Annotated in this window: 23 protein-coding genes and 1 pseudogene; 8 read left to right on the top strand and 16 right to left on the bottom strand. The window is 67.0% G+C overall.

Annotation, left to right across the window (positions count from 1 at the left end; translation table 11 throughout):
- Positions 1–759 (top strand): ABC transporter permease subunit (locus GEV05_19010; protein ID MPZ45437.1); only part of this gene is annotated, 759 nt, incomplete at its 5' end.
- A 113-nt stretch (positions 760–872) separates the two neighbouring features.
- Here the strand turns inward: GEV05_19010 and hflB are convergent.
- From hflB to GEV05_18970, 8 genes are all read right to left on the bottom strand, one after another.
- Positions 873–2,708 carry an ATP-dependent zinc metalloprotease FtsH gene (hflB, locus tag GEV05_19005; protein ID MPZ45436.1) on the bottom strand — a complete coding sequence of 612 codons (1,836 nt, stop codon included), beginning with the start codon at positions 2,706–2,708 and terminating at the stop codon, positions 873–875.
- Positions 2,709–2,765: 57 nt separating this feature from the next.
- A complete protein-coding gene (locus GEV05_19000) occupies positions 2,766–3,533 on the bottom strand; it encodes an anti-sigma factor (protein MPZ45435.1) in 768 nt (255 codons plus the stop codon).
- Entirely contained in the window at positions 3,530–4,036 is a 507-nt protein-coding gene (locus GEV05_18995) for a sigma-70 family RNA polymerase sigma factor (protein ID MPZ45434.1), read from the bottom strand. Before GEV05_18995 ends, GEV05_19000 begins: the two co-directional genes overlap by 4 nt.
- A gap of 34 nt (positions 4,037–4,070) precedes the next feature.
- Positions 4,071–4,418, bottom strand: coding sequence for an antibiotic biosynthesis monooxygenase (locus tag GEV05_18990; GenBank protein MPZ45433.1), 348 nt, complete (start codon positions 4,416–4,418; stop codon positions 4,071–4,073).
- 2 nt (positions 4,419–4,420) lie between these two features.
- Positions 4,421–5,161, bottom strand: a complete 741-nt coding sequence (locus GEV05_18985; GenBank protein MPZ45432.1) for an aldolase — start codon at positions 5,159–5,161, stop codon at positions 4,421–4,423.
- Positions 5,162–5,177: 16 nt separating this feature from the next.
- Positions 5,178–5,837 (bottom strand): DUF2726 domain-containing protein, encoded by a 660-nt coding sequence (locus GEV05_18980; protein ID MPZ45431.1) that lies wholly within the window; start codon positions 5,835–5,837, stop codon positions 5,178–5,180.
- A gap of 170 nt (positions 5,838–6,007) precedes the next feature.
- Positions 6,008–7,165, bottom strand: a complete 1,158-nt coding sequence (locus GEV05_18975; protein MPZ45430.1) for an aminotransferase class I/II-fold pyridoxal phosphate-dependent enzyme — start codon at positions 7,163–7,165, stop codon at positions 6,008–6,010.
- A 135-nt stretch (positions 7,166–7,300) separates the two neighbouring features.
- On the bottom strand, positions 7,301–8,146 hold the full coding sequence (locus tag GEV05_18970) for an aldo/keto reductase (protein ID MPZ45429.1): 846 nt from the start codon (positions 8,144–8,146) through the stop codon (positions 7,301–7,303).
- A 191-nt stretch (positions 8,147–8,337) separates the two neighbouring features.
- Here GEV05_18970 and GEV05_18965 point away from each other — a divergent pair, with 191 nt between their 5' ends.
- Entirely contained in the window at positions 8,338–9,942 is a 1,605-nt protein-coding gene (locus tag GEV05_18965; protein MPZ45428.1) for a hypothetical protein, read from the top strand.
- Positions 9,943–10,135: 193 nt separating this feature from the next.
- Here GEV05_18965 and thrH read toward each other — a convergent pair whose 3' ends face one another.
- The 3 genes from thrH to GEV05_18950 all read right to left on the bottom strand — a co-directional run bounded on the left by thrH (position 10,136) and on the right by GEV05_18950 (position 12,382).
- Positions 10,136–10,744, bottom strand: coding sequence for a bifunctional phosphoserine phosphatase/homoserine phosphotransferase ThrH (gene thrH, locus GEV05_18960; GenBank protein ID MPZ45427.1), 609 nt, complete (start codon positions 10,742–10,744; stop codon positions 10,136–10,138).
- A 122-nt stretch (positions 10,745–10,866) separates the two neighbouring features.
- Positions 10,867–11,544, bottom strand: coding sequence for a phosphonatase-like hydrolase (locus GEV05_18955; protein ID MPZ45426.1), 678 nt, complete (start codon positions 11,542–11,544; stop codon positions 10,867–10,869).
- 61 nt (positions 11,545–11,605) lie between these two features.
- Positions 11,606–12,382, bottom strand: a complete 777-nt coding sequence (locus GEV05_18950) for a class II aldolase/adducin family protein (GenBank protein MPZ45425.1) — start codon at positions 12,380–12,382, stop codon at positions 11,606–11,608.
- A gap of 184 nt (positions 12,383–12,566) precedes the next feature.
- Between GEV05_18950 and GEV05_18945 the strand changes: the two genes are divergently transcribed.
- Complete coding sequence (locus GEV05_18945) at positions 12,567–13,160, top strand: hypothetical protein (protein ID MPZ45424.1); 594 nt, start codon at positions 12,567–12,569, stop codon at positions 13,158–13,160.
- Positions 13,161–13,165: 5 nt separating this feature from the next.
- Here the strand turns inward: GEV05_18945 and GEV05_18940 are convergent, their stop codons facing one another.
- Positions 13,166–14,251, bottom strand: a complete 1,086-nt coding sequence (locus tag GEV05_18940; GenBank protein ID MPZ45423.1) for a tripartite tricarboxylate transporter substrate binding protein — start codon at positions 14,249–14,251, stop codon at positions 13,166–13,168.
- A gap of 205 nt (positions 14,252–14,456) precedes the next feature.
- Here GEV05_18940 and GEV05_18935 point away from each other — a divergent pair, with 205 nt between their 5' ends.
- Entirely contained in the window at positions 14,457–16,688 is a 2,232-nt protein-coding gene (locus GEV05_18935) for a response regulator (GenBank protein ID MPZ45422.1), read from the top strand.
- 13 nt (positions 16,689–16,701) lie between these two features.
- Here GEV05_18935 and GEV05_18930 read toward each other — a convergent pair whose 3' ends face one another.
- Positions 16,702–17,049 carry a DUF3301 domain-containing protein gene (locus GEV05_18930; GenBank protein MPZ45421.1) on the bottom strand — a complete coding sequence of 116 codons (348 nt, stop codon included), beginning with the start codon at positions 17,047–17,049 and terminating at the stop codon, positions 16,702–16,704.
- 66 nt (positions 17,050–17,115) lie between these two features.
- Between GEV05_18930 and GEV05_18925 the strand changes: the two genes are divergently transcribed.
- Positions 17,116–18,039, top strand: coding sequence for an NAD-binding protein (locus tag GEV05_18925; GenBank protein MPZ45420.1), 924 nt, complete (start codon positions 17,116–17,118; stop codon positions 18,037–18,039).
- A 269-nt stretch (positions 18,040–18,308) separates the two neighbouring features.
- Here the strand turns inward: GEV05_18925 and GEV05_18920 are convergent, their stop codons facing one another.
- A complete protein-coding gene (locus GEV05_18920) occupies positions 18,309–19,571 on the bottom strand; it encodes an MFS transporter (protein MPZ45419.1) in 1,263 nt (420 codons plus the stop codon).
- A complete protein-coding gene (locus tag GEV05_18915) occupies positions 19,568–20,278 on the bottom strand; it encodes an NADP oxidoreductase (GenBank protein MPZ45418.1) in 711 nt (236 codons plus the stop codon). The genes GEV05_18920 and GEV05_18915 overlap by 4 nt, the downstream gene beginning before the upstream one ends.
- A 353-nt stretch (positions 20,279–20,631) precedes the next feature.
- Here GEV05_18915 and GEV05_18910 point away from each other — a divergent pair.
- Both GEV05_18910 and GEV05_18905 read left to right on the top strand, forming a co-directional pair.
- Positions 20,632–20,745 (top strand): annotated as a pseudogene (locus tag GEV05_18910) (peptidoglycan endopeptidase).
- 504 nt (positions 20,746–21,249) lie between these two features.
- Positions 21,250–22,176, top strand: a complete 927-nt coding sequence (locus tag GEV05_18905) for a methyltransferase domain-containing protein (protein MPZ45417.1) — start codon at positions 21,250–21,252, stop codon at positions 22,174–22,176.
- 49 nt (positions 22,177–22,225) lie between these two features.
- Here GEV05_18905 and GEV05_18900 read toward each other — a convergent pair whose 3' ends face one another.
- Positions 22,226–23,950 (bottom strand): hypothetical protein, encoded by a 1,725-nt coding sequence (locus GEV05_18900; GenBank protein ID MPZ45416.1) that lies wholly within the window; start codon positions 23,948–23,950, stop codon positions 22,226–22,228.
- A 23-nt stretch (positions 23,951–23,973) separates the two neighbouring features.
- On the opposite strand from GEV05_18900, the gene GEV05_18895 reads away from it, so the two are divergent.
- The coding region (locus tag GEV05_18895; GenBank protein ID MPZ45415.1) for a methyltransferase domain-containing protein at positions 23,974–25,060 on the top strand (1,087 nt) is incomplete at its 3' end.

Genomic DNA, 25,060 nt, shown 5'->3' with positions numbered 1-25,060 from the left:
GGCTATTGCTGGACCCTGGTGCTGGCCTCGCTGGTGCCTTTCTTTGCCGTGATCGTGATCTCGTTTCTGGAATTCCGCGGGCCGGTGCTGCACTGGCATGTGAGCCTGGACAACTATGCGGAACTGTTCCGACGTTCGATCCGCCCGCTGCAGAACACGCTGTTCCTTTCGACCCTCGCCGCGTTGGGCGCGGCCCTCCTGGGCGTGCCCATCGGCTACGTGGTGACGCGCTCGCGCACCCGGGTCACGGCTCTGCTCGATATCGTGGCCACCATGCCGTTCGCCGTTGCAGGTACGATACTGGGCATTGGCCTGATCATCTCCTTCAATAGCGGATGGCTGGTGCTAACCGGCGGTTGGTTCATCCTGGTGTTGGCCTATGTCGTGCGCAAGGTGCCCTTCAGCGTCAGGACGTCGAGCGCGATCCTGCATCAGATCGATCCCAGTCTCGAAGAGGCTTCGATCAACCTCGGCGTCTCACCGGCGATGACTTTCCTGCGCCTGACCGTGCCCCTGATGCTCGGCGGCATCATCGGCGGCATGGTGCTCACATGGGTGTCGGCGGCCTCGGAGCTCTCCTCGACGGTTCTGTTGTACAGCGGTCGATGGCAGACGCTCACCGTGGTGATGTTCCAGCAGCTCGAAAGCACCGGCGCGGGCCTTGCGGCGGCGGCCGCATCGATGCTTATCTTCTTCACCATCGTTCCGATCGCGCTGATCTACCGGCTGCTGCGCCGCTACGAGATGTCGCTGCTGTGAGCGGGCAGCGCCGAGGCGATGCCTTCGGCGAGGTTGCGGGCGCGCCGGTGTCGTGCCTTCCGATCGGCTTCAGGTTCTGCGGTACGAGCGCGCCCGCCTGCCGCCGCTGCGCGTTACGCCGGCACGGGTTGCGCGTCACGCACGTCTTCGACGAGTGCCGCCAGCTCCTTCTCCGTGATCGTTTCCTGCTCGAGTAGCTGCTTGGCGCCCGCTTCGAGCATCGAGCGCCGTTCGGTGAGCAAGTGCACGGCGCGCTCGAACATCTTTTCGATCAGCACGCGCACGGCATGGTCGATTTCGCGCGCGGTCTCGTCGGAATAGCTGCGGTTGTTGCCGGACCCGCCGCCGTCGGGCAGGAAGGAGCGGCGCTCGGATTCGTAGGCGACGTGTCCGAGGGCCGGATCCATGCCGTAGCGCATGATCATCGAGCGCGCGATGTCGGTCACCTTTTGCAAATCGTCGGCCGCCCCGGTGGAAAGATGCTGGAACACGATGTGCTCGGCCGCGCGTCCCCCGAGCAACACGGTCATCTTGTTCTCGAGCTCGACGCGGGTCATGAGGAAGCGGTCTTCAGTCGGGCGCTGGATGGTATAGCCGAGCGCGCCCACGCCGCGCGGGATGATCGAGATCTTGTGCACCGGATCGCTTCCCGGCAACGCGGTCGCCACCAAGGCGTGCCCCATCTCATGATAGGCGACCACGCGCCGCTCGTGCGGATTGAGCAGCCGGTTCTTCTTCTCCAGCCCGGCGATGATGCGCTCGATGCCGGCGTTGAAATCCTGCATCTCGACCGCTTGCGCGCGCCGCCGCGTCGCCAGCAGCGCCGCCTCGTTGACCAGATTGGCGAGATCGGCGCCGGAGAAGCCGGGCGTGAGCGCGGCGATCTCCTCGGGGCGCACGTCCGCGCCGAGCTGCACCTTCTTCAGGTGCACGTTCAGGATCTGCACGCGACCGACGCGGTCGGGCCGGTCGACCAGCACCTGCCGGTCGAAGCGCCCGGCGCGCAGCAACGCCGGATCGAGGATCTCGGGCCGGTTGGTAGCCGAGAGCAGGACGAGTCCAGCGCTCGGATCGAAGCCGTCCATTTCCACCAGCAGCTGGTTGAGCGTCTGCTCCTTCTCGTCGTGGCCGCCGGCGCCGCCGAATGCGCCGCGCGCACGCCCGAGCGCATCGAGCTCGTCGATGAAGATGATCGCGGGCGCCTTCTGCCGGGCCTGCTCGAACAGATCGCGCACGCGCGCCGCGCCCACGCCGACGAACATCTCGACGAATTCCGAACCGCTGATCGACAGGAACGGAACGCCAGCCTCTCCGGCCACGGCGCGCGCGAGCAGCGTCTTGCCGGTTCCGGGCGGCCCCACCAGCAGTACGCCCTTGGGCAATCGGCCGCCGAGCCGGCTATATTCCTGCGGCGACTTCAGGAAGTTCACCACCTCCTGCAATTCTTCCTTGGCTTCGTCGACACCGGCCACGTCGGCGAACGCCACCTTGGTGTCGTTTTCCATGTAGATCTTCGCCTTGCTCTTGCCGATCGCCATGAAGCCGCCGCCGAGGCCCTGCTTTTCGGCGAAGCGGCGCATGACGTACATCCAGATGCCGAAGAAGACGAGCGCGGGAATCACCCAGCCGAGCAGGTCCTTCAGCCACGTGCTTTGCACGACGCCGGTGAACTTGACGTTGTATTTGGAGAGATCGCGGGCGAGATCGGTTTCCACGCGCGTGGTGATGAACTTGTCGCGCCCGTCGGAACCGGGCGCGGTGAGCGTCCCCTGAATATGGTTGTCGAGGATCGCGATCTCCTTCACCTTGCCCGCCTCGAGCAGGTTCTGGAACTCGCTGTACGGAATCGGCTCGACCTGCCGGTATTGCTTCCATGCCTCGGCCATGTACAGCACGGCGATCGTGGCGATGACGAAATACCAGAGGTTGAATTGGGTCTTTTTTTCCAAGGGAGAAGTGACCGTGAGGGAAGTGTAATGAGACTCCGATCGCACGTTCGAAGCTATTCAGCCTCGCGTGCGGGAGTCGCGCGCTACGGCGGCGGCGATGCGGGCGAGCTGCTCGTTGCTCAACTCCCCGCTGACCGCGAAGGCCAGCGTGCCGTCGCTCCAGAACACGACGTGAACCTTGTCGTCGTCGCCGAAGCGCAACGGCCTGGTGGCGCCGCCGGCGCGTGCGAGATAAATCGTGAGCCGCTTGCCCTTGTCATTCTGGTACATGATCTGGCAGGCAGGACCTTCGCTTCCCGGAAGCAGCCTTCCGCCGAGCGCCTGGAAGCCGAACTCGGTGAGGTTCGGTACGCGCACCGCTGCATTCATTCGCTTCGACAGCCAGCGGATCATGTCCTGCTCATGGCTCGCAGCGACTTCCACGGCGCGCCGATTCTCGGCCGTATAGATGATGTGCGCCATGCGTGCGCGCTGCACCAGCTCGGTCTCGGCCGCGTACGCGATCGGAGCCGGCGCGTATTCGCCGCGCAGCAACCAGCCGAGCACGCCGCCGAACACGATCAAGACGAAGGCGGCCGCAACCCGCCAGGCCGGATGGGAGCGGTTGCGGAACCGATCGACGCGAATCCTTTCCGGAACGGGCTCGTCGAGGACCGTGTCGAATGCGTTGCGCAGCACCTCGCGCTGGCGCCGGTAGGAAGCGACGCGCTCCTCCTCGGCCGGGTTCTCGGCGAGATAGCGGTCGACCTGCGCGCGCTCGGTCGGCGCAAGCAGCTCGTCGACGTAGGCGTGCAACAGGTCTTCACGCAGCGGCGCCGGGCTCACTTGATCACCTTGAGCGGTGCGGTTTCGGAGGCGCCGTTGATCAGCCCGCGCAGCCGTTCACGCCCGCGCGACAGACGCGACATCACGGTGCCCACCGGCACGCCGACCACTTTCGCGGTGTCCGCATACGACAGGGTTTCCAGGGCAACGAGCAGGACGACTTCGCGCTGCTCGGCGGGCAGCAGGGCGAGCGCTCGCTCGATATCGCGCACGGCAAGGCCCTGGTGGGCGAGATCCTGCCCGGCCGCCTCCATCGAATCCGGGTCTAGCGACACGGTGCGGCGCGAAGCGGCCGAACGCACCTGGTTGACGAATACGTTGTGCATGATGGCGAACAACCATGCCCGCGGATTGCCGCCGGGACGGAACAGGGCGCTGCGGGAAAGCGCGCGTTCCAGCGTATCCTGCACCAGGTCGTCGGCCGCGTCGCGATTGCCCGTCAGTGCGCGGGCGTAGCGGCGCAGGCTCGGGATCTGTTCGCCGATGGCAACGTCAGTCAGCATGGGTGCTCGGCCAAGCGGACATCATGCGCGGACATCATGCGCCGTGCGCATCGCGGCTATCCTTGGGCGCCTGGCGGCGCTCGGTCAAGCCATAATCGCGCACAACCTCGGCCACGCGCAGGCGATAGTTGGCAAAAATCGAGCTGCGCCCGCGCGCCTGCACGGCGCGATGCGCTTCCAGCGTGCGCCAGCGCCGGATCGCGCCCTCGTCGCGCCAGAAGGACAACGAGAGGATCTTTCCCTCCTGCGTCAGGCTCTGGAAGCGTTCGATCGAGATGAAACCGTCGACCTTCGAGAGCTCCTCGCGCAGGCCGGCGGCCAGATCGAGATAGTCCTGCATGGCGCCTGCGGCCGGCTCGACTTCGAAAATGACTGCCATCATTATCAATCCATCCGCCGCCATTCGGGCGATTCGCGATCCAGGATGCGCGTGAGCGCCTGCAGATGCAAGAGGGCCTGCTGCGATTCGCCCGCCATCTGCCGGGCGGTGTGGGCGGCGATCTCCTCGGGCACGATGCGCAGGCGCTTGCCCGTGGCTTGCGCCGTCACTTGCAGCGTGCACGCGCGTTCCAGGTAATACAGATCGTCGAAGGCTTGCGCGACCGAGGGCCCGCGGACGATGACGCCGTGATTGGCCAGGAACAGCACGTCGGCCGCGTGCAGCTTATCGGCCAGGCGCCTTCCTTCGTCCGCATCGAGCGCGAGGCCGTTGTAGGCGTCTTCGTACGCCACGCGCCCATGGAAGCGCAGCGCGTTCTGGCTGATCCATTCCAGCCGCGTCTCTTCCAGCACCGTCAATACGGTCGCATACGGCATGTGGGTATGCATGACGCACGCGGCGTCGGGCAGCGCGCGATGGATGGCGCAGTGGATGCAAACGGCCGTCGGCTCGACCGCATGGCGGCCTTCGATCACGTGGCCATCGGCCGCGACCACGAGCAGATCGCCCGCGGTGATCTCCGACCAGTGCAACGCTTGCGGATTGATGAGGAAACGGTCGTGCGCGCCCGGCAGCCGCACGCTGAAATGGTTGCACACGCCCTCGTGCAAGCCATAGCGCGCCGCCCAGCGCAGCGCGCATGCGAGCTCCAGGCGGGTCTCGACGATGGCGAACGCATCCGTCATGGCAATTCTCCGTACATCAGCTCAGCACGAGCGTACGCATTTCCGCCGGCCGCGGCAGGCTGTCGGCGCGAAAACGCAGAAATTTGATGCCGAGTTCGCGCAGCGTCTCGGCTCGCTTCTGCTCGTCCGGCGCGCGCGGCATGGCGGCCGCATACACCACCATCGCGGCTACCGGCACGAGGTCGTTGCGGCACACCACGCAATCGATGCGCTGGTGCAGCATCTCGCGCAGGCGCGGATCGTGGTCCAGTGCTTCGTCGCCGGCCGGGAGATCGAGCAGATCGATCATGCGCGTGTTGGCCATGACGATGTGATCGGGCAGCGCCGCGCGCAAAATGAGGTATAGAAGCCGCTGCGGATCGGTGAGGAAGCGAGGCCGCCGCAGCGCGGCGAGGGCGGGCGCCGGCGGCGCATCGGGCTCGGCGATGCTCGACGCGGTTGCCGTCGCCTGATCAGCCCCGCCTCGGCGGGGCATTTCGTTCACAGCGGCCGTCAGCGGCGCAGCCGTGGTGGTCTCGACCTTGGGCCCGCCGCCTCTGCCATGCATCGCGGCGAGCAGCAGGGCAGCACGCTCGTCCGAGCGCGCCCGATGCTCGCGCCGCGCCCGGCGCACCGCCAGCGCGATGTAGGCGATCGCGGCAAGCACGACGGCGATTGAAAGTATCGTCCAGAGCATGGCGGATTATGCAGGGTTGCGCAGATCGATGTCCGTCGCTGCCGCGCGGACGGTCTCTGGCCGCCGCTGTGCGGCCGCCGGCGGGGTGTGACGATTCGCCCGCGGGCGGTGACGATTCGCCCGCGGGCGGTGACGATTCGCCCGCGCCTGCGCGCAGGGCACGCGAGCTGTCAGATGCGGCACAGGATCTCAGCCCCGCGCAGCAGCGTCTCGTCGCTCTTGGCGAAGCAGAATCGCAGCACCTTCTCGTAGCGCGGGTTGGCGTAGAAGACCGACACCGGGATCGAGGCGAGTCGGTGTTCCCGGGTCAAGCGCACGGCGAGGTCCGTATCGCGCTCCTCGCTTACCGCCTCGTAGCCGACGCACTGAAAGAACGTGCCGCGGCTCGGCATGAGCGTGAAGCGCGATGCGGCGATCCCGGCACGGAACAGGTCGCGCTTCGTTTGGTAGAACGCGGCGAGCTCCAGGTATGGCGCCGGGTCGCGCATGTATTCGGCGAACGCGTACTGGACCGGCGCGCAGGCGACGAAGGCGTTGAACTGGTGCACCTTGCGAAATTCCGTCATCAGCTCGCGCGGCGCGCACACGTAGCCCATCTTCCAGCCGGTCACGCTGTAGGTCTTGCCGAACGAGGAGACGAACAGGCTTCTTTCCGCCAGGCCGGGGAAGCGCGCCACGCTCTGGTGGCTCACGCCGTCGAATACGATGTGCTCGTAGACCTCGTCGCTCACCACCACGATGCCGGTGTTCCGAAGCAGCCCTTCCAGCATGCGCATGTCTTCGGCCGACAACACCGTTCCGGTCGGGTTGTGCGGGGTATTGAGCACGACCATGCGCGTGCGCGGGGTGATCGCGGCCTGCACCTTGCGCCAGTCGACGTGATAGTCGGGAAGCTCCAGCGGGACGAACACCGGCTTGCCGCCTGCGGTCGAGATCGCGGGCTCGTAGCTGTCGTACGCGGGCTCGAACAGGATCACTTCGTCGCCGGGGCGGATGAAGGTCGCGACCGCGGTGAAGATGCCGTAGGTGGCGCCGGGAACGACAGTGATTTCGTGTTCCGGATCGTAGCCCTGCCCGTAGAGCTCAAGCATCTTCTCGCCGATGCGTTCGCGCAGCACCGGAACGCCGGCCATCGGCGGGTACTGATTGAGCCCGGAGTTGATCGCCTTGGTGAAGAGGTCGCGCAGCGCCTTGGCACAGTCGAAGTCGGGAAATCCTTGCGACAGATTGATCGCGTCGTGTTCCAGGGCAAGACGCGACATCACCGTGAAGATGGTGGTGCCGATGTGTGGCAGCTTCGAATCGACAGGTCGCGGAAACGTCGGCATTGCGCGGCTCGGCCTTAAGCAGGTGCTGGATTATAGCGAGCCGAATGATTTTCCTCAGGGCGCTGGTATCCGGCACGCCTGCGCGGTTCCGGCGCAGCGACGAGGGCTCGAGCCTCGCTCATGCGAGCCGGCAGGTCAGAGCGTACGCAGGTGCTCCAGCATCCGGTCGCGTTGCGCTTGATCAGGCAACCGGCCGCGTCCCGCACCGAGGTTGTCTTTCATGTGGGCGACGAGCCGCGTGCCGGGGATGACGCAGGTGACCGCGGGATGGCCGAGGATCCACTTGAGGAAGAACTGCGCCCAGCTCGCGCAATCGAGCTCGGCCGCCCACTCGGGCAGGGGCTTGCCCTTCACGCGCGGAAACAGCTCGCCTTGCGAAAATGGCCGGTTGATGATCACGCCCAGTCCCAACTCGGCGGCCAGTGGCAGCAGCCGTTGCTCGGCTTGGCGCTCGGCCATCGAGTAGTTGAGCTGCACGAAGCCGAACTCGCGGGTGCGCATGACGCTCATCAGCTCGTCGTAGGCGCCCGAGTGGTAATGCGTGATGCCCAGGTGACGGATGCGCCCGGACGACTGCCAGGCTTTCATGGTTTTCAGCTGCGTGCGCCAGTCGACCAGGTTGTGCACCTGCATGAGATCAATGCGCGGCGTGCGCAGTAACCTGAGCGAGTCCTCCATCTGCGCAATGCCGGCGGCCTCGCCGCGCGTCCAGACTTTGGTGGCGAGGAAGAGCGAGTCGTGCAGCTGCGCTTGCGCTGCAAGATCGCCGACCACGCCCTCGGCGCGCCCGTACATCGGCGAAGAATCGACCACGCTGCCGCCGCCTTGCACGAGCGTGCGCAGCACTTCCTGCAGTTCCGTACGTTCGGGCGCATCGCGGCCGACGTCGAACGTCTGCCAGGTGCCGACGCCGACGCTGGGCAGCGCCACGCCGGCCGCCGTCGCGGCTCGTGCGATCAACGTATTTCCCGACTGTGCCATCGAGCTCGCAGCCGCAACGGTGACGGCGCCGCCCAGCCACCTGAGCAGGCGCCGGCGGGTGAATCGAAGGGATTCCACTCGCGCCGATGATACACTCGTGCGCCGCGCCCGTGCCTACCCGAGGCTCGGGCGTCGCGCCCGAGCCTACCTGACGGCTGGCGTGAAGTCGCAAGCGAGCCGCCATGTCCGTGATGGGTTGGATCGATCGCAACATCCTGAGCCTCGGGCGCGAGATGCGGCTTTCCTATCTGCCGCCGCTCATGGTGTACGTGGCGGCCGGCGTGTCCGGCTTGACCGGCATCGTCGGCACCTTCTTCGTCAAGGAATACCTGGGGCTGTCGGCCGAGTTCCTGGCCGCGCTCGCATTCTGGGCCGGGATCCCGTGGGCGCTGAAGATGCCACTCGGCCACCTGGTCGATCTCATCTGGCGCTACAAGGCGGGCCTCGTATACCTCGGCGCAGCGCTCATCGCCACGGGGCTATGCATCATGGTGGTGCTCATCGCGCGGCCGGAAGCGATGGCCGCGATCATGCCGATCGCCGCCTGGTATGTCCTGGCGGTGCTGCTCTCGCCGGTGGGCTACGTGCTGCAGGACGTGGTCGCCGATGCGATGACCGTCGAAGCCGTGCCCCGCATCGGTGCCGACGGCAACCCGGTATCCGATGCGCAGCGCAAGCTCATGAACACGACCATGCAGACGCTGGGGCGCGTGGCGATCATCGGCGGCAGCCTGCTGGTGGCGGTGGTGAACTTGTTCATGTTCGAGGGCGTGGAGCAGCTGCCGCAGGCAGCCAAGGCGGAGGTCTATGCGCGGATCTATGCGCTCGCGCTGGTGATTCCGGCGGTCTCGGTGGCCGGGGTGCTGCTGCAAAGCGCGCTGTTGCGCCGGGAGCGGCGCCGGCTGGCCGCGCTCGGCATGGACAGGGGCGAGATCGAGGGCGCGATTCCCGGCGGCGGGGGCACGAGCCCGAACTGGTGGATCCTCGGCGGCAGCTTCGCCTTCGTGCTGTTCTCGCTCGGCGTCGGATTCTCGGATAGCACCTATGCGCCCGAGATCGTGTTCGCGGGCTCGATCGCGATCGTGTTGTTCCTGATCGTGCGCATCACGCGCGTGCTCGACCCCGAGTCGCGCCGCACGCTCGTCGGCACGGCCATGGTGATCTTCGTCTTTCGCGCCATACCCGGCCCGGGCGAGGGCATCAGCTGGTGGATGATCGACGAGCTCGCGTTCGACCAGCAGTTCTTCGCGCTGCTGGCATTCATCGGCACCGCGCTCACGCTCGCGGGCATGTTCATCTTCCGCCGCTTCATGGCCGAGCACTCGATCATGTACGTGGTGGGGGCGCTGACCATTTTCGGCACGCTGCTGTCGCTGCCGACGCTGGGTCTTTATTACGGCTTGCACCACTGGACTGCGGCGCTGACCAACGGCGTCGTCGACGCGCGCTTCATCGCGATCATCAATACCGCGCTGGAATCGCCGCTGGGCCAGATCGCCATGATTCCGATGCTGGCGTGGATCGCGCACTCGGCGCCGGATTCGCTCAAGGCGACTTATTTCGCCGTCATGGCCTCGTTCACCAACCTGGCGCTGTCGGCGTCGCAGCTCGGCACAAAATACCTGAACGGGATTTTCATCGTCACGCGCGAGGTGCGCGACAAGAGCGGGGTGATTACCGTCCCGGCGGACTACAGCGAGCTCGGCATGCTGCTGATCGTGGTGGTCGCGATCGGTTTCGCGGCGCCGATGCTGGTGGTCCTCATCGCCAAGCTCGCTCGTCTGGGCAGCGCTTAGGGCGCAGCGCCGATCGCTCGACCTGGATTCCCGCTTGCGCGGGAATGACGGCCATTGGCAAGCGCGCTTGCTGGCGTGGCGCACCCCGCCGCTTCCCCGCAGGCGGGAGTCCAGGGACGAACGAACGGTTTTTCTGCTTCTCCCGCTTCTGCTTCTCCCGCTTGTGCTTCTCCTGCCTGCGCAGCAATGACGGCTACGCGCGCTCGCTCGCCGCGACGATCGCGGCTTCGAGCTCCCGGTAGTTGCGCGTCACGGGGAATTGCGGGAACTGCGCGACGACGTTTTCCGGCGGGTGGATGAAAATCCCCGCATGCGCTTCCGCCAGCATGGCGACGTCGTTGTACGAGTCGCCCGCCGCCACCGTTTTGAAATTGAGCGCCTTGAAGGCGCGCACGGCCTCGCGCTTGTGATCCTTCATGCGCAGGCGGTAGTCGCGCACGGCGCCGTCGGGCGCGACGTCGAGTTCGTGGCAGAACAGCGTCGGCCAGCCGAGGCTACGCATCAGCGGCTGCGCGAACTGGCTGAACGTGTCGGAGAGGATCACGACCTGGAAGCGGCTGCGCAAGCTCGTGAGGAATTCGTTCGCACCGGGCAACGGCCCCATGGCGTCGATGACCTGCTGGATATCGGGTAGCCCCAGGCGGTGGCGACGCAGGGTCTCGATGCGGCCATGCATGAGCTTGTCGTAATCCGGTTCGTCGCGGGTCGTGCGTGCGAGCTCCGGGATTGCGGTGCGCCTGGAAAACTCGATCCAGATCTCGGGGATCAGGACGCCTTCGAGGTCGAGACAAACGATCAGCACGTGCGCCTCCCTGGAAACGGCGAGCGCTGATTGCGCTGCCGGCCAGCCGCGATTCTACTATGCCGTCCGGCCTGTTCTGCCCGTGCCGCGTCCGTGCGCCGCCGGCGAGAACGCCGACCCTTTCAGTCGAGCGACTGCAGCAGGTGCGGCAGCTGCGCGACGCTCGCGATGAGGTGCGTGTGCGGCTGGGCCGAAAGCCTGGCCTGGTCGTGTGCGCCCGAGAGCACGCCGATATTGAGCTTCACGCCGGCGTTGTAGCCCGCCTGCAGGTCGAGCGTGGTATCTCCGAGCGCGCCCACGCGATGCACGCAGTCCACGCCGGTTGCGAGCATCGCCTGAAAGACGAGATAGGGTGCCGGGCGCCCGCGCGGGACGTCGTCGCCGCAGACGTACGCATCGGCGCGGCTGCGCCAGCGCAGCGCATCGAGCAGCATGCCGGCCACGTCGCGGTCGAATCCGGTCGTGAGCGCGATCTTGATGCCTTGGCTGCGCAAAAAGTCGAAGGTCGCCTCGGCACCTTCGATCGGTTTCACGCCGCGACTGAAGTCGCGCTCCAGGTGGCGGACGAAAGAGGCGTACACCTCGTCCGAGCGGCCTTGCCACGCCGCAGCGGCGTGGCGTGCCACCAGCTCGGCGATCGCTTCGCGTTTGGAGGCGCCGCGCACGTTCGCGAGCTCCTCGTCGCGGAGCGCGATATCGCATTCGCGCAGTGCGGCGGCGAACGCGGCCGGGACCTGGCCGCCGTCCTCGACGGTGGTTCCCGCCATGTCGAACACGATCAGCTGCAAATTCCGGATCATCGCGGTTGCACCGAACAGCGGTGTAAAAACTCGTCGCAGTCGACCGCCATGGATCGCATGTTCACTCGCGGTAATCGGGTTGCGTGCGATCGAGCATCCGGCGCAGCGCCACCCAGTCCGGCATGCGCGCCTTGTAGGCCAGGTTGGCGAACTGGTGCGCGACTTTCGCCGCCACTTCGTGCGACGGGATGCGCACCTTCGCCCCGCCGGACAAGGCGCCGACTTGCGTCTGGCACGCGCGCTCGAGGTAGTACATCAAGTCGAATGCCTGCGCGACGCTCGCCCCGCAGGCGAGCAGCCCATGATTGCGCAGGATCATGGCGTTGTGCGTGCCGAGGTCGCGTACCAGCCGCTGCTGTTCCTCAAGCTCCAGCGCGAGACCCTCGTAGTCGTGATACGCGAGCCGATCGGTGAAGCGCATCGCATGCTGCGACAACGGCATGAGCCCCTGTTCCTGTGCGGAAACCGCGATGCCGGCGGCCGTGTGGGTGTGGATCACGCAGTGCACGTCGCTGCGTGCCGCGTGCACTGCGCTGTGGATCACGTAGCCTGCGCGGTTGATGCCGAGCCCCATCGGGTCGTCGACGATCTCGCCTTCGAGCGTCACCTTCACCAGGCTGGAGGCCGTGATCTCGTCCCACATCTGGCCGAAAGCGTTGATGAGAAAATGATGCTCCGGTCCCGGCGCGCGGGCGGAGATGTGCGTATAGATGAGATCGGTCATGCGAAAGTACGCCGCCAGCCGATAGCAGGCGGCGAGATCTTCCCGCGCCGCCCACTCGTTCGCACTGACGCGCTCGCGCACCCGCGCTGCGGGGACTGCCGTGTGGTCGTTCATGCGAAAGCTCCCATAGGCCCCGACCATTTTTGCATACTTCCAGGACTTGCGGCCGGGCCGCGTCGCCGTGCGGCGACCGTACGGCCGCGGATCCGGCAGGCCAAAGCAAGGTGGGGAGGTCGGGTCAGCGAGGCACGTGCATTGCTTGTCTGCACTCGGTGAGAACTTCACGGAGTTTTGAGATATGAAAACATACTTGCGGGCATTGCTTGGTTCGCTCTTCGTCGCCAGCACCTTGGCGTCTGCACAGTCGTCGTCGCCGGATGCCTTGGTCAAGTCGACGGTCGACGAGGTGCTCGCCGTCATGCGGCAGAACAAGGATCCGAAGACGCTCGTTTCGGCTGCCGAGCAGAAAGTGTTGCCGCACTTCGATTTCGCCCGCATGACGCAGCTCGCGGTGGGACGAAATTGGAAGGAGGCAAGCGCCGAGCAACGCAAGTCGCTGGAGGAAGGATTTCGCACCCTGCTCGTGAATACCTATTCACAGGCAATCAGTAACGGCGTCACGCCGGCCGACAAGGTGGACGTGAAACCGGCGCAAGGCAGCGGCGACGACGTGACGGTCAAGACCACAGTTCACCGCAGCGGCAAGCCGTCCGTGCCGGTCGACTACCGTCTGGCGAAAAAAGGCGATGGCTGGAAGGTATACGACGTGGTGGTCGAAAACGTCAGCCTGGTGCAAACCTATCGCGGCAGCTTCTCGGACGAGATCGCGCGCTCGGGTATCGACGGACTGATCAAGGTGCTGGAGCAGAAGAACGGGGTGAAGTCGTCGTAGCCCGCTCACAGCCGCGGTATCCCAAGCTCCAGGATGAGCTTGCGAAACTTCGCCACGTCGTGCTTCACCACCTGCGCGAACGCTTGCGGGCTATTGCCGACCGGCGTCAAGCCGAGCTCGGCGTAGCGCGCGCGGATCTCGGGCGTTTGCAGCGCCTGCAGCACACTCTTGTAGACCGCATCGATGCGCTCTTTCGGCGTGTTGGCCGGAGCGAACAGGCCGTTCCAGAACGGAAACTCGTAGCCCGTCACGCCTTGCTCGAGCATCGTCGGCAGCTCGGGTAACACCGGCGAGCGGTCCGCGCTCGTGATCCCGAACGCCTTCAGCCGCCCGGCATGCACGTGCGGTCGCGCGGCGAGCGGGGTCAGCATGGAGACGTCGATCTCGCCCGCGATCAACGCCTGGGTCGTGGGCGCACTGCCTTTGTAGCGCACGTTGACGAGCTTGATGCCGAGCTGCGCCCAGAGCGAATCGCCCGCGAGCTCGCCGGTCGCTCCTGCAATGCCGGCATTGAGCTTGCCCGGATGGGCTTTGGCGTGCGCCGCGAAGTCCTGGATCGTCTTGCCGGGCAGCCGCGGATGTCCGGCGACCACCAGCCCCGTGGTGGAGAATTGGCTGATCGGCACGAAGTCGCGAATCGGGTCGTAGCCGAGCTTGGTGTAGAGGGTCGCATTGACGCCGTGAGTGCCGCTGTTGCCGACCAGCAGCGTGTGGCCGTCGGGTGCGGCCCTGGACGCGATCTCGCTGGCGACCACGCCGTTGGCGCTGGCGCGATTATCGACGATCAGCACCTGGCCGAGTGCCTCGCTCATCACCGGCAGCAGCAGCCGAATCTGGACGTCGGATGGTCCGCCGGGAGCGGCCCCGACCAGCACGCGCACGGGACGCTTGGAGGGCTGCGCCTGCGGCGTCTGGAAGGGCTGCGCCTGCGGCGCGGTGGCGAACGAGGCGAGAACGATAGCGAGCAGAAGGCGGGCAATCGATGTCATGACGATCCCATGGCGATTCTCGGGCTCCTGCCCGAGGTGAGCGGGGACCGCCCGGCGCATAGCGCCGCCGGTGCGGAGCGGACGAGGACGCCGTGCAGCCATGGTGGCATATTACAACGGCGCACGTTGTTGTCGGCGTGAAGCCTGGCAGCGTCCTCGTGCGGGCGAGCGTTGAGGTACGAGCATGACCGCGCGGCGGTCCGCCCGGTTAACCGGCCGGCATGAATGCCCCCCGCGGCATCCCCCGAAAGGCGTGGTTGCCCGCTAGAATCGCCGTGCCTGTCTCTCTCGCGCGACCCGCCACCTCATGCGCATCCGCAAGCAGCTCGTGATTTTGGTCCTCGCCGTGCTGGCGCCGGTCGCGCTGCTGGCGGCGTTGGCAAGCGTCGGACTGTGGGACATCCAGCGCGACGCATACCGGCAACGCATCCAGGAGCGAGTGAGCGCGCTGCGGCTCGCGCTCGATACCGAGCTCGAGGCGGTGCTGCGGGAGTTGCGCACGCTGAGCGAATCGCCGGTGCTGGATGCGCCCGTGCCGAGCGAGGACATGACGGCGACGTTCCAGCGCATGTTGCGCAACAACCCTTCCTGGGGAAGCATCGGGCTCGCCGCTGCGGACGGTGCCGTGCGCTACCGGCTGGACCGGCGCACGGCGCTCGCCGGCTGGAAGCCCGAGCCGCAGCCGCTCGCCGAGCTGGTCAAGACGGGCACGCCGTACATCTCGAATCTGGTGAACGTCGGCGGCGGCGTCCATGTCACCTACGTCGCCGTGCCGGTGGTGCGCGCTAGCGGGCCCGACATCTTGTTCATCGGCATCGAGGATACGGTCTGGCTGGATTTCTTTCGCCGCTATCCCATCCACGAACGTGCCACGCTCACCTTGAACGACCGCAATGCGATCATCATCGCGCGCACCCTCGACAACGAGCGCTGGGCCGGGCAACGCTCGACCTCCGCGTTCTGGGATCGGACCGTCGGGCGCACCGAGGGCTCGTTCGCCAACGTCGGAGTCGACGGGCAGCGCTTCTACAGCGCGTTCAGCCGCTCGCGCGTCTCGTCCTGGGTGGTCGGCACCGGCGTGCCGCAGCGGGACGTCGAAGCCGCGCTCAGCCGGCCGACGATGGCCATCGTTCTGGGGGTTCTGGCGGCTGCAGGGTTTGCGTCCATTGCGGCGCTGGTGCTGGGCGGGCGCATCATCGGCGCGTTGTCTGCGCTCGCCAATGCGGTCGAGTCGGTGACCAGCGGCCAGGCCAGTCTGCCGCAGGCGAAGCTGCCGATCGACGAAGCCGAAACCGTGCGCCTTGCCCTGGTCGCGAGCCACGAGCAGTTGGCTGCGCGCGAAGCGTCGCTGAACGAAGCGCTCGGCCTGGAAGCGAAATCGCGCGCCGCGGCCGAGCGCGCGAGCCAGGCGAAAGACGACCTGCTCGCCATGCTCGGCCACGAGCTGCGCAATCCGCTGAGCGCGATCAAGACCGCCGTCACCATAGTCGAGATGCCGAACGCGACGCCTGAGATGGCCACGCGTGCGCGCGAGGTGGTGAAACGCCAGATCGGGCACCTGACCACCATCATCGACGAGCTGCTCGACGTCGCCCGGCTTACGTCGGGTAAGACGCAGCTGAAGAGCGAGCCGCTCGATCTCGCCGAAGTGGCCCGACACGTGCTCGATGCGTTCAACTCCGCCGGCCGTTGCAGCCAGCTGCAAGTCGAGACCCGGCTCGCCGCCGCGCGCGTCTACGGCGACGAAACGCGGCTCGAGCAGGTCGTATCGAACCTGCTGGACAATGCCTGCAAGTACACCCCCAGCGGCGGGCGCATCGCGCTATCGGTGGCGATCGAGGACGCTACAGCGGTGCTGATGGTGGCCGATTCCGGCTCCGGCATCAGCCGCGATCTTCTGCCGCATATCTTCGAGCTGTTCTCGCAAGGCAGCCGCACCCTGGACCGCTCGCAAGGCGGTCTGGGCCTGGGGCTGACGGTGGTGCGGCGCCTGGTGGAGCTGCACGGCGGCACGGTGGAAGCGGCCAGCGAGGGCGCCGACCGAGGCGCGAGCTTCATTGTGCGCCTGCCTTTGCTGCAGGCGCAGCCGCGGGCACAGAGCCTCGAAGCGATGCCGCCCGAGCTGCCGCCGCTCGATGTCGTCGTGGTCGAGGACAATGCCGACAATCGCGAGGTCGTGGTCGATTTGTTGCGCACGCACGGGCACCGTGTGGTCAGCGTCGACGATGGTGTACGCGGGGTCGAGGCGATCCTCGGCGGGCGCTATGACGTGGCGCTGGTCGACATCGGTCTGCCAGGGTGCGACGGGTACGAAGTGGCTCGGCGGGTGCGGGCTGCGCCGGGCGGAGGCGCCGTGCTGCTGGTGGCGCTCACCGGCTATGGCCGCGACGAGGACCGCACGCGCGCCACGGCGGCCGGCTTCGATGCCTTCCTGGTGAAGCCGTTCGACATCGCGCGCTTCGAACGCGCACTCGGCGAATCGACGCGAAACGGCGCAGTCGCGTTCTCCCCGCGCGCGCCGCGCGCGGCTGGCGGCTGACACACACGCTCGCTCAAGGCGATTCCGATCCGGGTTGGAACAGCGTCGAGTGCGCCCCGATGTGCACCAGGACGACCTCGGCGCCGAGCATCACGACCGTGCCCTTGCGGCGACTGTTTCCGGTATCGCTGTATTCGAAGCCGTAGATCCGCCGCAGCCTGAGTGTGCCGTGCCGATCGCGGGCCGGACGCACCGACTCGATCGCCACGGTGTCGTCCAGGAATTGCCACTGCTGCGCGCTGCACGCGCTCAAGCTCGCGGCTACAGCTGCCTCGCGCGCCCGCAGGCTGTCCCAGACGAGCCAGACCAGCGCGGCCAACGCGATCAGGCCGACAAGCTCGAAGGCAATCGGGGGCAGCATGGGCTCGCACGGATCGGTAAGCGGTTATGATCGCATCACTCGACAGCAGCCACCAGGAGAGAGGCAATGAAAGTCGGATTCATCGGCTTGGGAACGATGGGCGGCCCGATGGCGCTCAACGCCCGGACCAAGGGCGGATTCGAGATGATCGTGCACGACCTGCGCCGGGAAGCGAGCCTGCCGCACGTCGAAGCCGGCGCACGCTGGTCGGACGATGTCGCCTCGCTCGCGCGCGAAGTCGACGTCGTGCTCACTTCGTTACCGGGTCCGCGTGAGGCAGAAGCCGTGGGCGAAGTGCTGCTGGCCAATTTGCGCAAGGATTGTCCCTGGTTCGACCTGTCGACCAATTCGCCGACGGTCGTGCGCCGGTTGCACGCCCGCCTCAAGGACAACGGCATTCCAATGCTCGATGCCCCGGTGAGCGGCGGGCCGAGCGGGGCGAAGAGCGGCAAGCTTGCCCTGCTGGTCGGCGGCGACCGCCCGGTGTTCGATCGCTACAAGCACGTGCTCGATGCGATCGGCGACCAGGTCATCTACATCGGTCCGATCGGCGCCGGCTCGGTGGCGAAGCTCGTGCACAACATGGCGGGCTATGCGATCCAGACGGCGCTGGCGGAGGTGTTCACGCTCGGGGTGAAGGCCGGCGTCGATCCGCTGGAGCTGTGGGCCGCGGTGCGGCAATGCGCGCTCGGACGCCAGCGCACCTTCGACCGGCTCGGCAGGCAGTTCCTGCAGGGCAAGTTCGATCCGCCCGATTTCGCGTTGAAGCTCGCGACCAAGGATTGCATGCTCGCCACCGAGCTCGGGCGCGAGCTCGGCGTGCCGATGCGAATCGCCAATCTCACCTTGGCCGAGATGCACGAGGCGCTCAACCGCGGCTGGGCCGAGCGCGACTCGCGCATTCCGATGCTGCTGCAGGAAGAGCGGGCCGGCGTCGACATCAAGGTGGCGGCGGAAGCGGTCGAGGCGGTACTCAAGCGGGATGGGTGAATGCCACCACACCCGCGCGCTTCGCGCGGGTGAGAACCACACCACCCCGTCACTTCGTGACACCCCTCCTCATGAGAGGAGGGGAAATCAGACCACCCGGCGCTTCGCGCCACCCCTGAGAGGGGCGATTCAAACACCTTCCCCTCCTCGTCGAGAGTGAGGACGGCTCTGGCGGACACACTTAACGTGTGTCCGCGCCGGACGAACGCCCGAAGCGCCAGAGCGCGTAGGGCAGGGCGGGACGCGACGGTGTCGCGGACGGGGTGGTTTCAGCCGACACCACCCCGCCGCTCCTGCGACCTGCCCAATGCGAGCGAAAGCCCAAGCCACCCCAGCGCGAGCGGGATCGTGGCTGCCGAAATGGCGGCGAGCTCCAGGCCCGCACCCCGCAGTAGATTGAAGAGCCAGCCGAACAGCGCGTCGCCGCCGCGAAATACGGCGCCGTCGATCAGGTACTTCGCCTTGTACTTCTCCTCGCGCCCGACCACCGTGAACAGCACCTCGCGCGCCGGATTCGACACGGCGAAGTTCGCGGTGCGTTGCAGAGCCTGGAACGCGATCACGAGCAGCAGCACGGGCGAGGCGGCGAGCGCGGCGAAACCGAGCGCGAACACCAGCGGCAGAAGCGCAGCCGCCGGTCCGACGCCGAAGCGGCTCATGAGGCGCCCGGTGGCAAAAGCCTGTATCAGAAGCGTCAGCAGCCCGGCGGCGAGATCGATCGAGGCGAAGATGCGGGTGCGCACCGCGGGATCGTCGGAGGCGGCGGCGACCACGTTCGCCTGCTGGAAATACAGGAACGTGCCGCACAGGGAAAGCAGCAGCACCCAGAGCGCGATGCCGGCGAGGTAGGGCGAGCGCAGCAGCAGTGCGAAGCCGGCGAAGGGATTGCCGCCGATCGGAGCCTGCGCAGTGGCCGCGCCGTCCGAGCGCTTCGGTGCCGCGGCTTCAAGGCGGTGCGCGCACAATACGGCGGCCTCGAGCAGGATTGCTGCGACGATCAGCAGGTGGACCGGTCCCAGTGGCGCGGCGAGCCACACCGTCAGAATCGGACCGAGCAGCGCCCCGGCCGAGCCGCCGGCGGCAATGAATCCGAACAGACGTTTGCCCTGTTCTGCCGTGAACAGATCGGCCATGAACGACCAGAACACCGAGACGGCGAACAGGTTGAACACGCTGATCCAGACGAAGAACACGCGCGCCACCTCGACCTTCGAGATGTCGAGCGCGAGCAATGCCCAGAACAGGGCGAGGTTGAGCACGAAAAAGTGATAGACCATCGGTATGAAGCGGCGCCGCGGCAGGCGGGCGACGACCGCGCCGAAGATCGGCACGGCGGCGAGCATGACGACGAAGGTGGCGGTGAAGAGCCAATGGAGGTTGCGCACGCCGCCGGCCACGCCCATCTCGTCGCGCAGCGGCCGCAGCACATAGTAGGCGGCGAGCAGGCAGAAGAAGTAGCCGAACGACCATAGGGCCGCGCGCAGCTCGCCGGCGCGCAGCGCCACCACGCGTTCGAGCAGCACGAGCGTTATTGCGCGAGGATCTTGCGCAGTTCTTGCGCGGTGCGTGCGCCGGCGGCCGGCGCACCCAGGTCGAATATCCGCGACTGCGCGAGTGTGCCGACGCGAACCGGTTCGAAGCCCGCGTCTGCGGTGAGCTGCATGCCGAGCTCCAGGGCAGCGGGATCGTCCGCCGCCACCGGGACTGCCAGCTTCGGCGCTGCGCGATGCGCCTCGCTTTGCAAGGTCGCATAGCCGATGGCGTTGAAGGCGCGGAAGGTCGCCACGCCCGGGAACATCGCGGCGGTCGACACCGCGGCGCCCTTTTCGCGCGGCCCTACCGCCATGTCGCCGTCGCGCCGCGGGATCGGGTTGTTCGGATCGATCATCACCTTGCCCTTGAGCTCGGCGCCGAGCTCCTTGGCCAGCACCGGCAGCGCGGAATACGGTACCGCGATCAGAACGGCGTCGCCGAACGCGGCGGCTTCCTTCGAGCTGCCGACGCGCGCGTTCGATCCCGCCGCTTGCGCGGCACGCTGGGCCTGCTCCGCGTCGCGATCCGCGAACATCACGTCGTGGCCCGCCTTGGCCCACAGGCCGCCGAGCGTGCCGCCGATGCGCCCGGAGCCAATCACGCCGATGCGCATGCGCTTTTTCGCTTCGCCGGCAAGGCTCGCGCGCAATGGGACCAGCGCCGCGATGGCAGCGGCCGTGAACAGGAATCTGCGTCGTTGTGTCATTGTTCGACTCCTCGCGGTGCGGGCGCTTGCCTTGCTCGAACGGCTGGGCGGTTGGATGGCGCATTGTAGCTCGCAGAGCGCGCTCCAATCTCGTCACCTCCGAACCGTCGGCGTAGAGCAACCGGCCAAGGCGTCGGTGCCGGGCGCCGTTCGCTTTGCGGTCGATCCCCGCAAGCGGGGCACCTCCGAACCATAGCGGCAGATGAACCGCCAAGCCGTCGGTGGCCGGCGTTGCTCGCTATGCGGTCGATCCCCGCAAGCGGGGCGCCTCATGAACGGTCGAGCAAGCTGAACCGCCGGAGCAGCGGCGCCTGGCGCCATTCGACTTGCGGTCGATCCCCACTTCGTGGGGCCCCTCGCCCGGGAGTCTCATGTCGCCCCCCTCGCCCGGGAGTCTCATGTCGCCCCCCTCACCCGGGAGTCTCATGTCGCCCCCCTCACCCGGTAAGCTCACGTCGCCCTTCCCCTTTGCCGGTCATTCACCGACAATCCGCCCGGTTCCCGGCAGCAAGCGGGGACCGCGACACGATCAGCCATCAATCAGGGCGCAATCCCACGCTCGGCGTTCAGCCGGCATCGCGGCTGGCGCGCGAAGGTTGACCTGGAGGACGAGCATGCCTGGCGTTCCCTATCGAAATCTGCTTGCGGCTTGTGCGGCGTTCGCGCTCGCAGGCCCGGTACTGCCGGCGGCGTCCGGCCTCAGTTGCGGGCAGCTGTTCGCGGTGGTGGAACGCGCGGTGCAGTTCCGCGACCAGGGCTATTCGCTGCAGCAGGTCCTGAATGGATTGAACGGCGACGAGCTCGAAGCAAAGCTCTCGGCCGATGAGATCCAGGTGTTGCGCAAGTCGGTGACCGCCGTTTATCTTGGCAACGCGTCCATCGATGAAATCGCCTTGGCGTGCCGCGAGGCGCGCGGCGAGAAATGACGCTTCCGGCACGACGCCGGTCTCACGGCTGCAGGATACCCAGCGATGAACGAATCGACGCCGAATCGTGTCGCGCTTTCCCGCCGGCGGCTATTGGGTGCAGGGTTCATGATGTGGCTGGCAGCGCCGACGGCGCGCGGCGACGACCTGCCGCGAACGGCAGGGCCCTATGTGCCTACGCCGAACGTGATCGTCGAGCGCATGCTCGAGTTCGCGAAAGTCGGCCCCGACGACTTCGTGGTCGACCTGGGCTCGGGCGACGGGCGCATGGTGCGCACGGCTGCGAAGGTGTATGGCGCGAGCGGGTTCGGTGTGGACATCAACCCCGCACTGGTGGAAAAGAGCAACGCCCAGGCGCGGGAGGAGGGTATCGCCGAGCGAGCCGTGTTCTACCAGCAGGACGTGTTCAAGGCCGATATTCACAAGGCCACGGTGATCACCTTGTACGTGTTGCCGGCGATGATGCTCGGCCTGCGGCCGAAGTTCCTCACCGAGTTGAGGCCCGGCACCCGCATCGTTTCGCACGACTACCACTTCCGCGAATGGCAGCCCGACAGCCGCTGGAGCTTCGATGTGCCGGAGAAACGCGAGGCGGTCGGCTTCAGCAGCGCCCATATCTATCTCTGGATCGTTCCGGCGCATGTCGCCGGGCGTTGGCGGATCGAAATCGTCGGTCACAAGCTGCCCGCACCGGTCGCAGTCGAGCTCCGGCAAACGTTCCAGCAGGTTCGCGGCACCGCGCTCGTCGGCACGCGCAGCACCGAGCTTACGAACGTCAAGCTGCGCGGCGATGCGTTCGAGTTCACGCTCGATGCGACGACCGGCGCGGACAGCGAGCTGCACACGTATCGCGGCAAGGTCGCCGGCACGGCGATGGAGGGCGATGTCGCCTGGGGTTCGGGTGCGCTTGCCAGGCGCTACAAGTGGAAGGCGATACGCGTCCGGGCGCCGCGCGAGCCGTTGGCGCAGTAGCTCGGGATAGGCGTCGGGGCGCGCTTGCCCGGGTACGTCGGCGCTAGCCTCAGTTGACCAGAAACGCCGGCGGCAGGTCGCGTGCCACCTGGCGCCGATAGCCCATTTGCGCTCGGGCGAGATCGACCGCGCCGCCGCTGCGCGCATCGGTGATCACCAGGCCGCCTGCGAGCAGCCCCGGGTCGAGCTGGCGGGGAGATCGCAGCAGGGCGGCCAGCTGCTCGCCGTATCGGCCTGGAATGTTGCGCAGCTCAACCGGTATCGGGGCGGGGACCGCAACCGAAGCGACCACGTAGCTGTTGACGTGGCGCGCACCCGGGTCGTTCTCGCGGTACAGGGTCACATACGGAAACTCGGTGCGCAGGGTCGCGAGGAAGTGCGCATAGCCGATCGGCAGATCGAGGTCGGCGAAGGTGTTGAAGACCACCACGCCGCGCGGCGCCAGGCAGGCGCGCAGGTCGGCGAAGAAATTGCGCGTGATGAGGTAGTCGGGTGTGCCGTCGCCATGGAACAGATCGGCCACGATTGCGTCGTAGCCGCCATTGCAGGTACGCAGATAGGTGCGCGCGTCCTCCTGGATCGCCTTGACCTTGGTTCGATCGAGGCCGAAGAAGCGCCGGGAGACCGTGAACGACGCCGGATCGATCTCGACCGCCGTCACTTCGACGCCGCGCTCGGACAGACGCCGGGGCACGACCCCGGCGCCAAGGCCCAGCACGAGCGCGGTGCGCATGTCGGGCCGATGCGACAGCGCGAGCGCTTCCAGCGCATAGGTGTAGAACGAGAACGACTCGCCGTCGGAGAGCATGCGGTTCTGCATGAGCCCATCCTGGAAATAGACCCGCACGAAGCGCCCACGCTCGTCGATCGGGCTGCTTCTGAGAATTTTCACGGTGCCGAATAGCGAGCTTTCGCGCGCCTCGATGGTCCAGTCCAGCCCCGAGTACTTCACTGGCCACATGCGTCCCAGGTAGGCATCGGCCCGCCACAGCAGTGCGGCCGCGGCGACGATCGCGACTGCGCTGGTGGCCAACAAGCCACGCCTTCCGGCGGGCCGTTGCGACGCAGGCAGCAAGGCCAGCATCGGCAGCAGCGACAGGCACAACGCCACGATCAGCAGCGAAACGAAGTTCGAGAAGCGCGGAATCAGCCCGAACGCCGTCACCACCACGCCGGCAACCGAGCCCACGGTGCTGACGAAGAAGACGCGCCCTGCGCCGGCATCGGCATGCACCCGGGCCGCCGCCTGCCGCACCCGGATGGCAATCAGCAGGGGGTTCATGGCCGAGGTCGTGACCAGCGGCACGCCGAGCAGGATGACGCAGGCGATGAACGAGCCCGCCACCAGATCCTCGCCCGCCAGCAGCGGGAAAACGTGCGGGTACATGAGGCACGCGCCGACCAGCGCCAGTGCGCTCAGCGCCGGCATGAGCAGAAACATGCTGTACAGCCGCTCGGAACGATTGTCCGCGGCCAGGATTGCGGCCGCCCGGCCGCCGGCCCAATAGCCGAGCGCGAGCGCGACCAGCGTGATCGACAGAATGCCGGTCCAGATGTAGAGGCTCACGCCGAAATAGGGCGTCATCACCCGCGAGGCGAGCAATTCCAGGGCGAGCGTAGCGCCGCCGGTTACGAAGATGATCGCGTAGAGCGCAGCCATGAGGCGGGATGTATAATCGTCGCGCTTTTCCGGCACTGGGCCGGGTTGGTGGAGCCGCTGGCGGTATGGCGCCGCATGTTGTTCCGTCGTGACTCGACCGGCTGCCGACATCATTGCGGCCTCCACGACAGGCCCGCGTGCAGCGAGAACGAATCGGCGTGGGAATCTACCAGAGTTGCATCCGCCAGGCGAGCATGAGCGCGCGCCGATGCGAGGCGCTGCGCGCCTGCATGCCGCAGCGCTTGCTGTTGTTTCTGCTATTGCCCGCCGCAGCGCTCGCGCTTTCGCCGGCCCCGGCGCATTCGCAGGTGCCGGCCGCGGCGCATCCCCAGGCACCGTTCGTCCCGACCCCGCCCGATGTCGTTCATCGCATGTTGACGCTCGCGAAGACCGGGCCCAACGACTACGTGATCGATCTCGGTTCGGGCGACGGGCGCATCGTGCGTGAAGCGGCCCGCAGCTTCGGTGCGCGCGGTTTCGGTGTGGAGCACGACCCGGAACTGGTCGCCCGCAGCCAGGAGCTCGCGCGCCGCGAAGGCGTTTCGGACAAGGTCGCGTTCATGGCGCAGGACCTGTTCCAGACCGATCTGGCCGATGCGACCGTGGTGACGATGTACCTGTTCCCCGCGATCAATCTGAAGCTGCGGCCGAGGCTGCTGGCGCAGCTCAAGCCCGGAACGCGCATCGTCTCGCACGATTTCGACATGGCGGACTGGGCTCCGGATGCGACCGCCAAGCTCTATTCCAAGGAAAAGTACGGCGCCACCGGCGGCGAGAGCACGATCTATCTGTGGTTCGTTCCGGCCGATGTGGCCGGGCGCTGGACCTGGCGCCTGGAAATCGGCGGGCAGCCGATCGACTACGAGCTCACTGCAGCCCAACGCTTCCAGAAGGTCGATGCCACGCTGCGCGTCGGCGGGCAGGCGCGGCCGGTTCAGGACGTTCGCCTGCAGGGCGACCGGATCAGCTTCACCGTGGTGGGCGAAATCAAGGGCAGCACGGTGCGTCAGGAATTCAGCGGCCGTGCCAGCGGCGACGGCATTCACGGCAGCGTGATACTGAGCGGCCCGCGCATGCAGGGCGCCGCCGACTGGGCGGCGCAGCGCAGCGAGCGCGCTTCTCGCCCCGCCGGCGCCTTGGCGCCGGCTTCTCGCATCACCGGCGCCTTGGCGCCGGCCTCTCGCATCACCGGCGCCTTGGCGCCGGCTTCTCGCATCATCGGCG

The organism is Betaproteobacteria bacterium, assembly GCA_009377585.1.
Taxonomy (GTDB): domain Bacteria; phylum Pseudomonadota; class Gammaproteobacteria; order Burkholderiales; family WYBJ01; genus WYBJ01.
The sequence above is the reverse complement of the archived record's forward strand: the minus strand, read 5'-3'. Positions and strand labels throughout refer to the sequence as shown.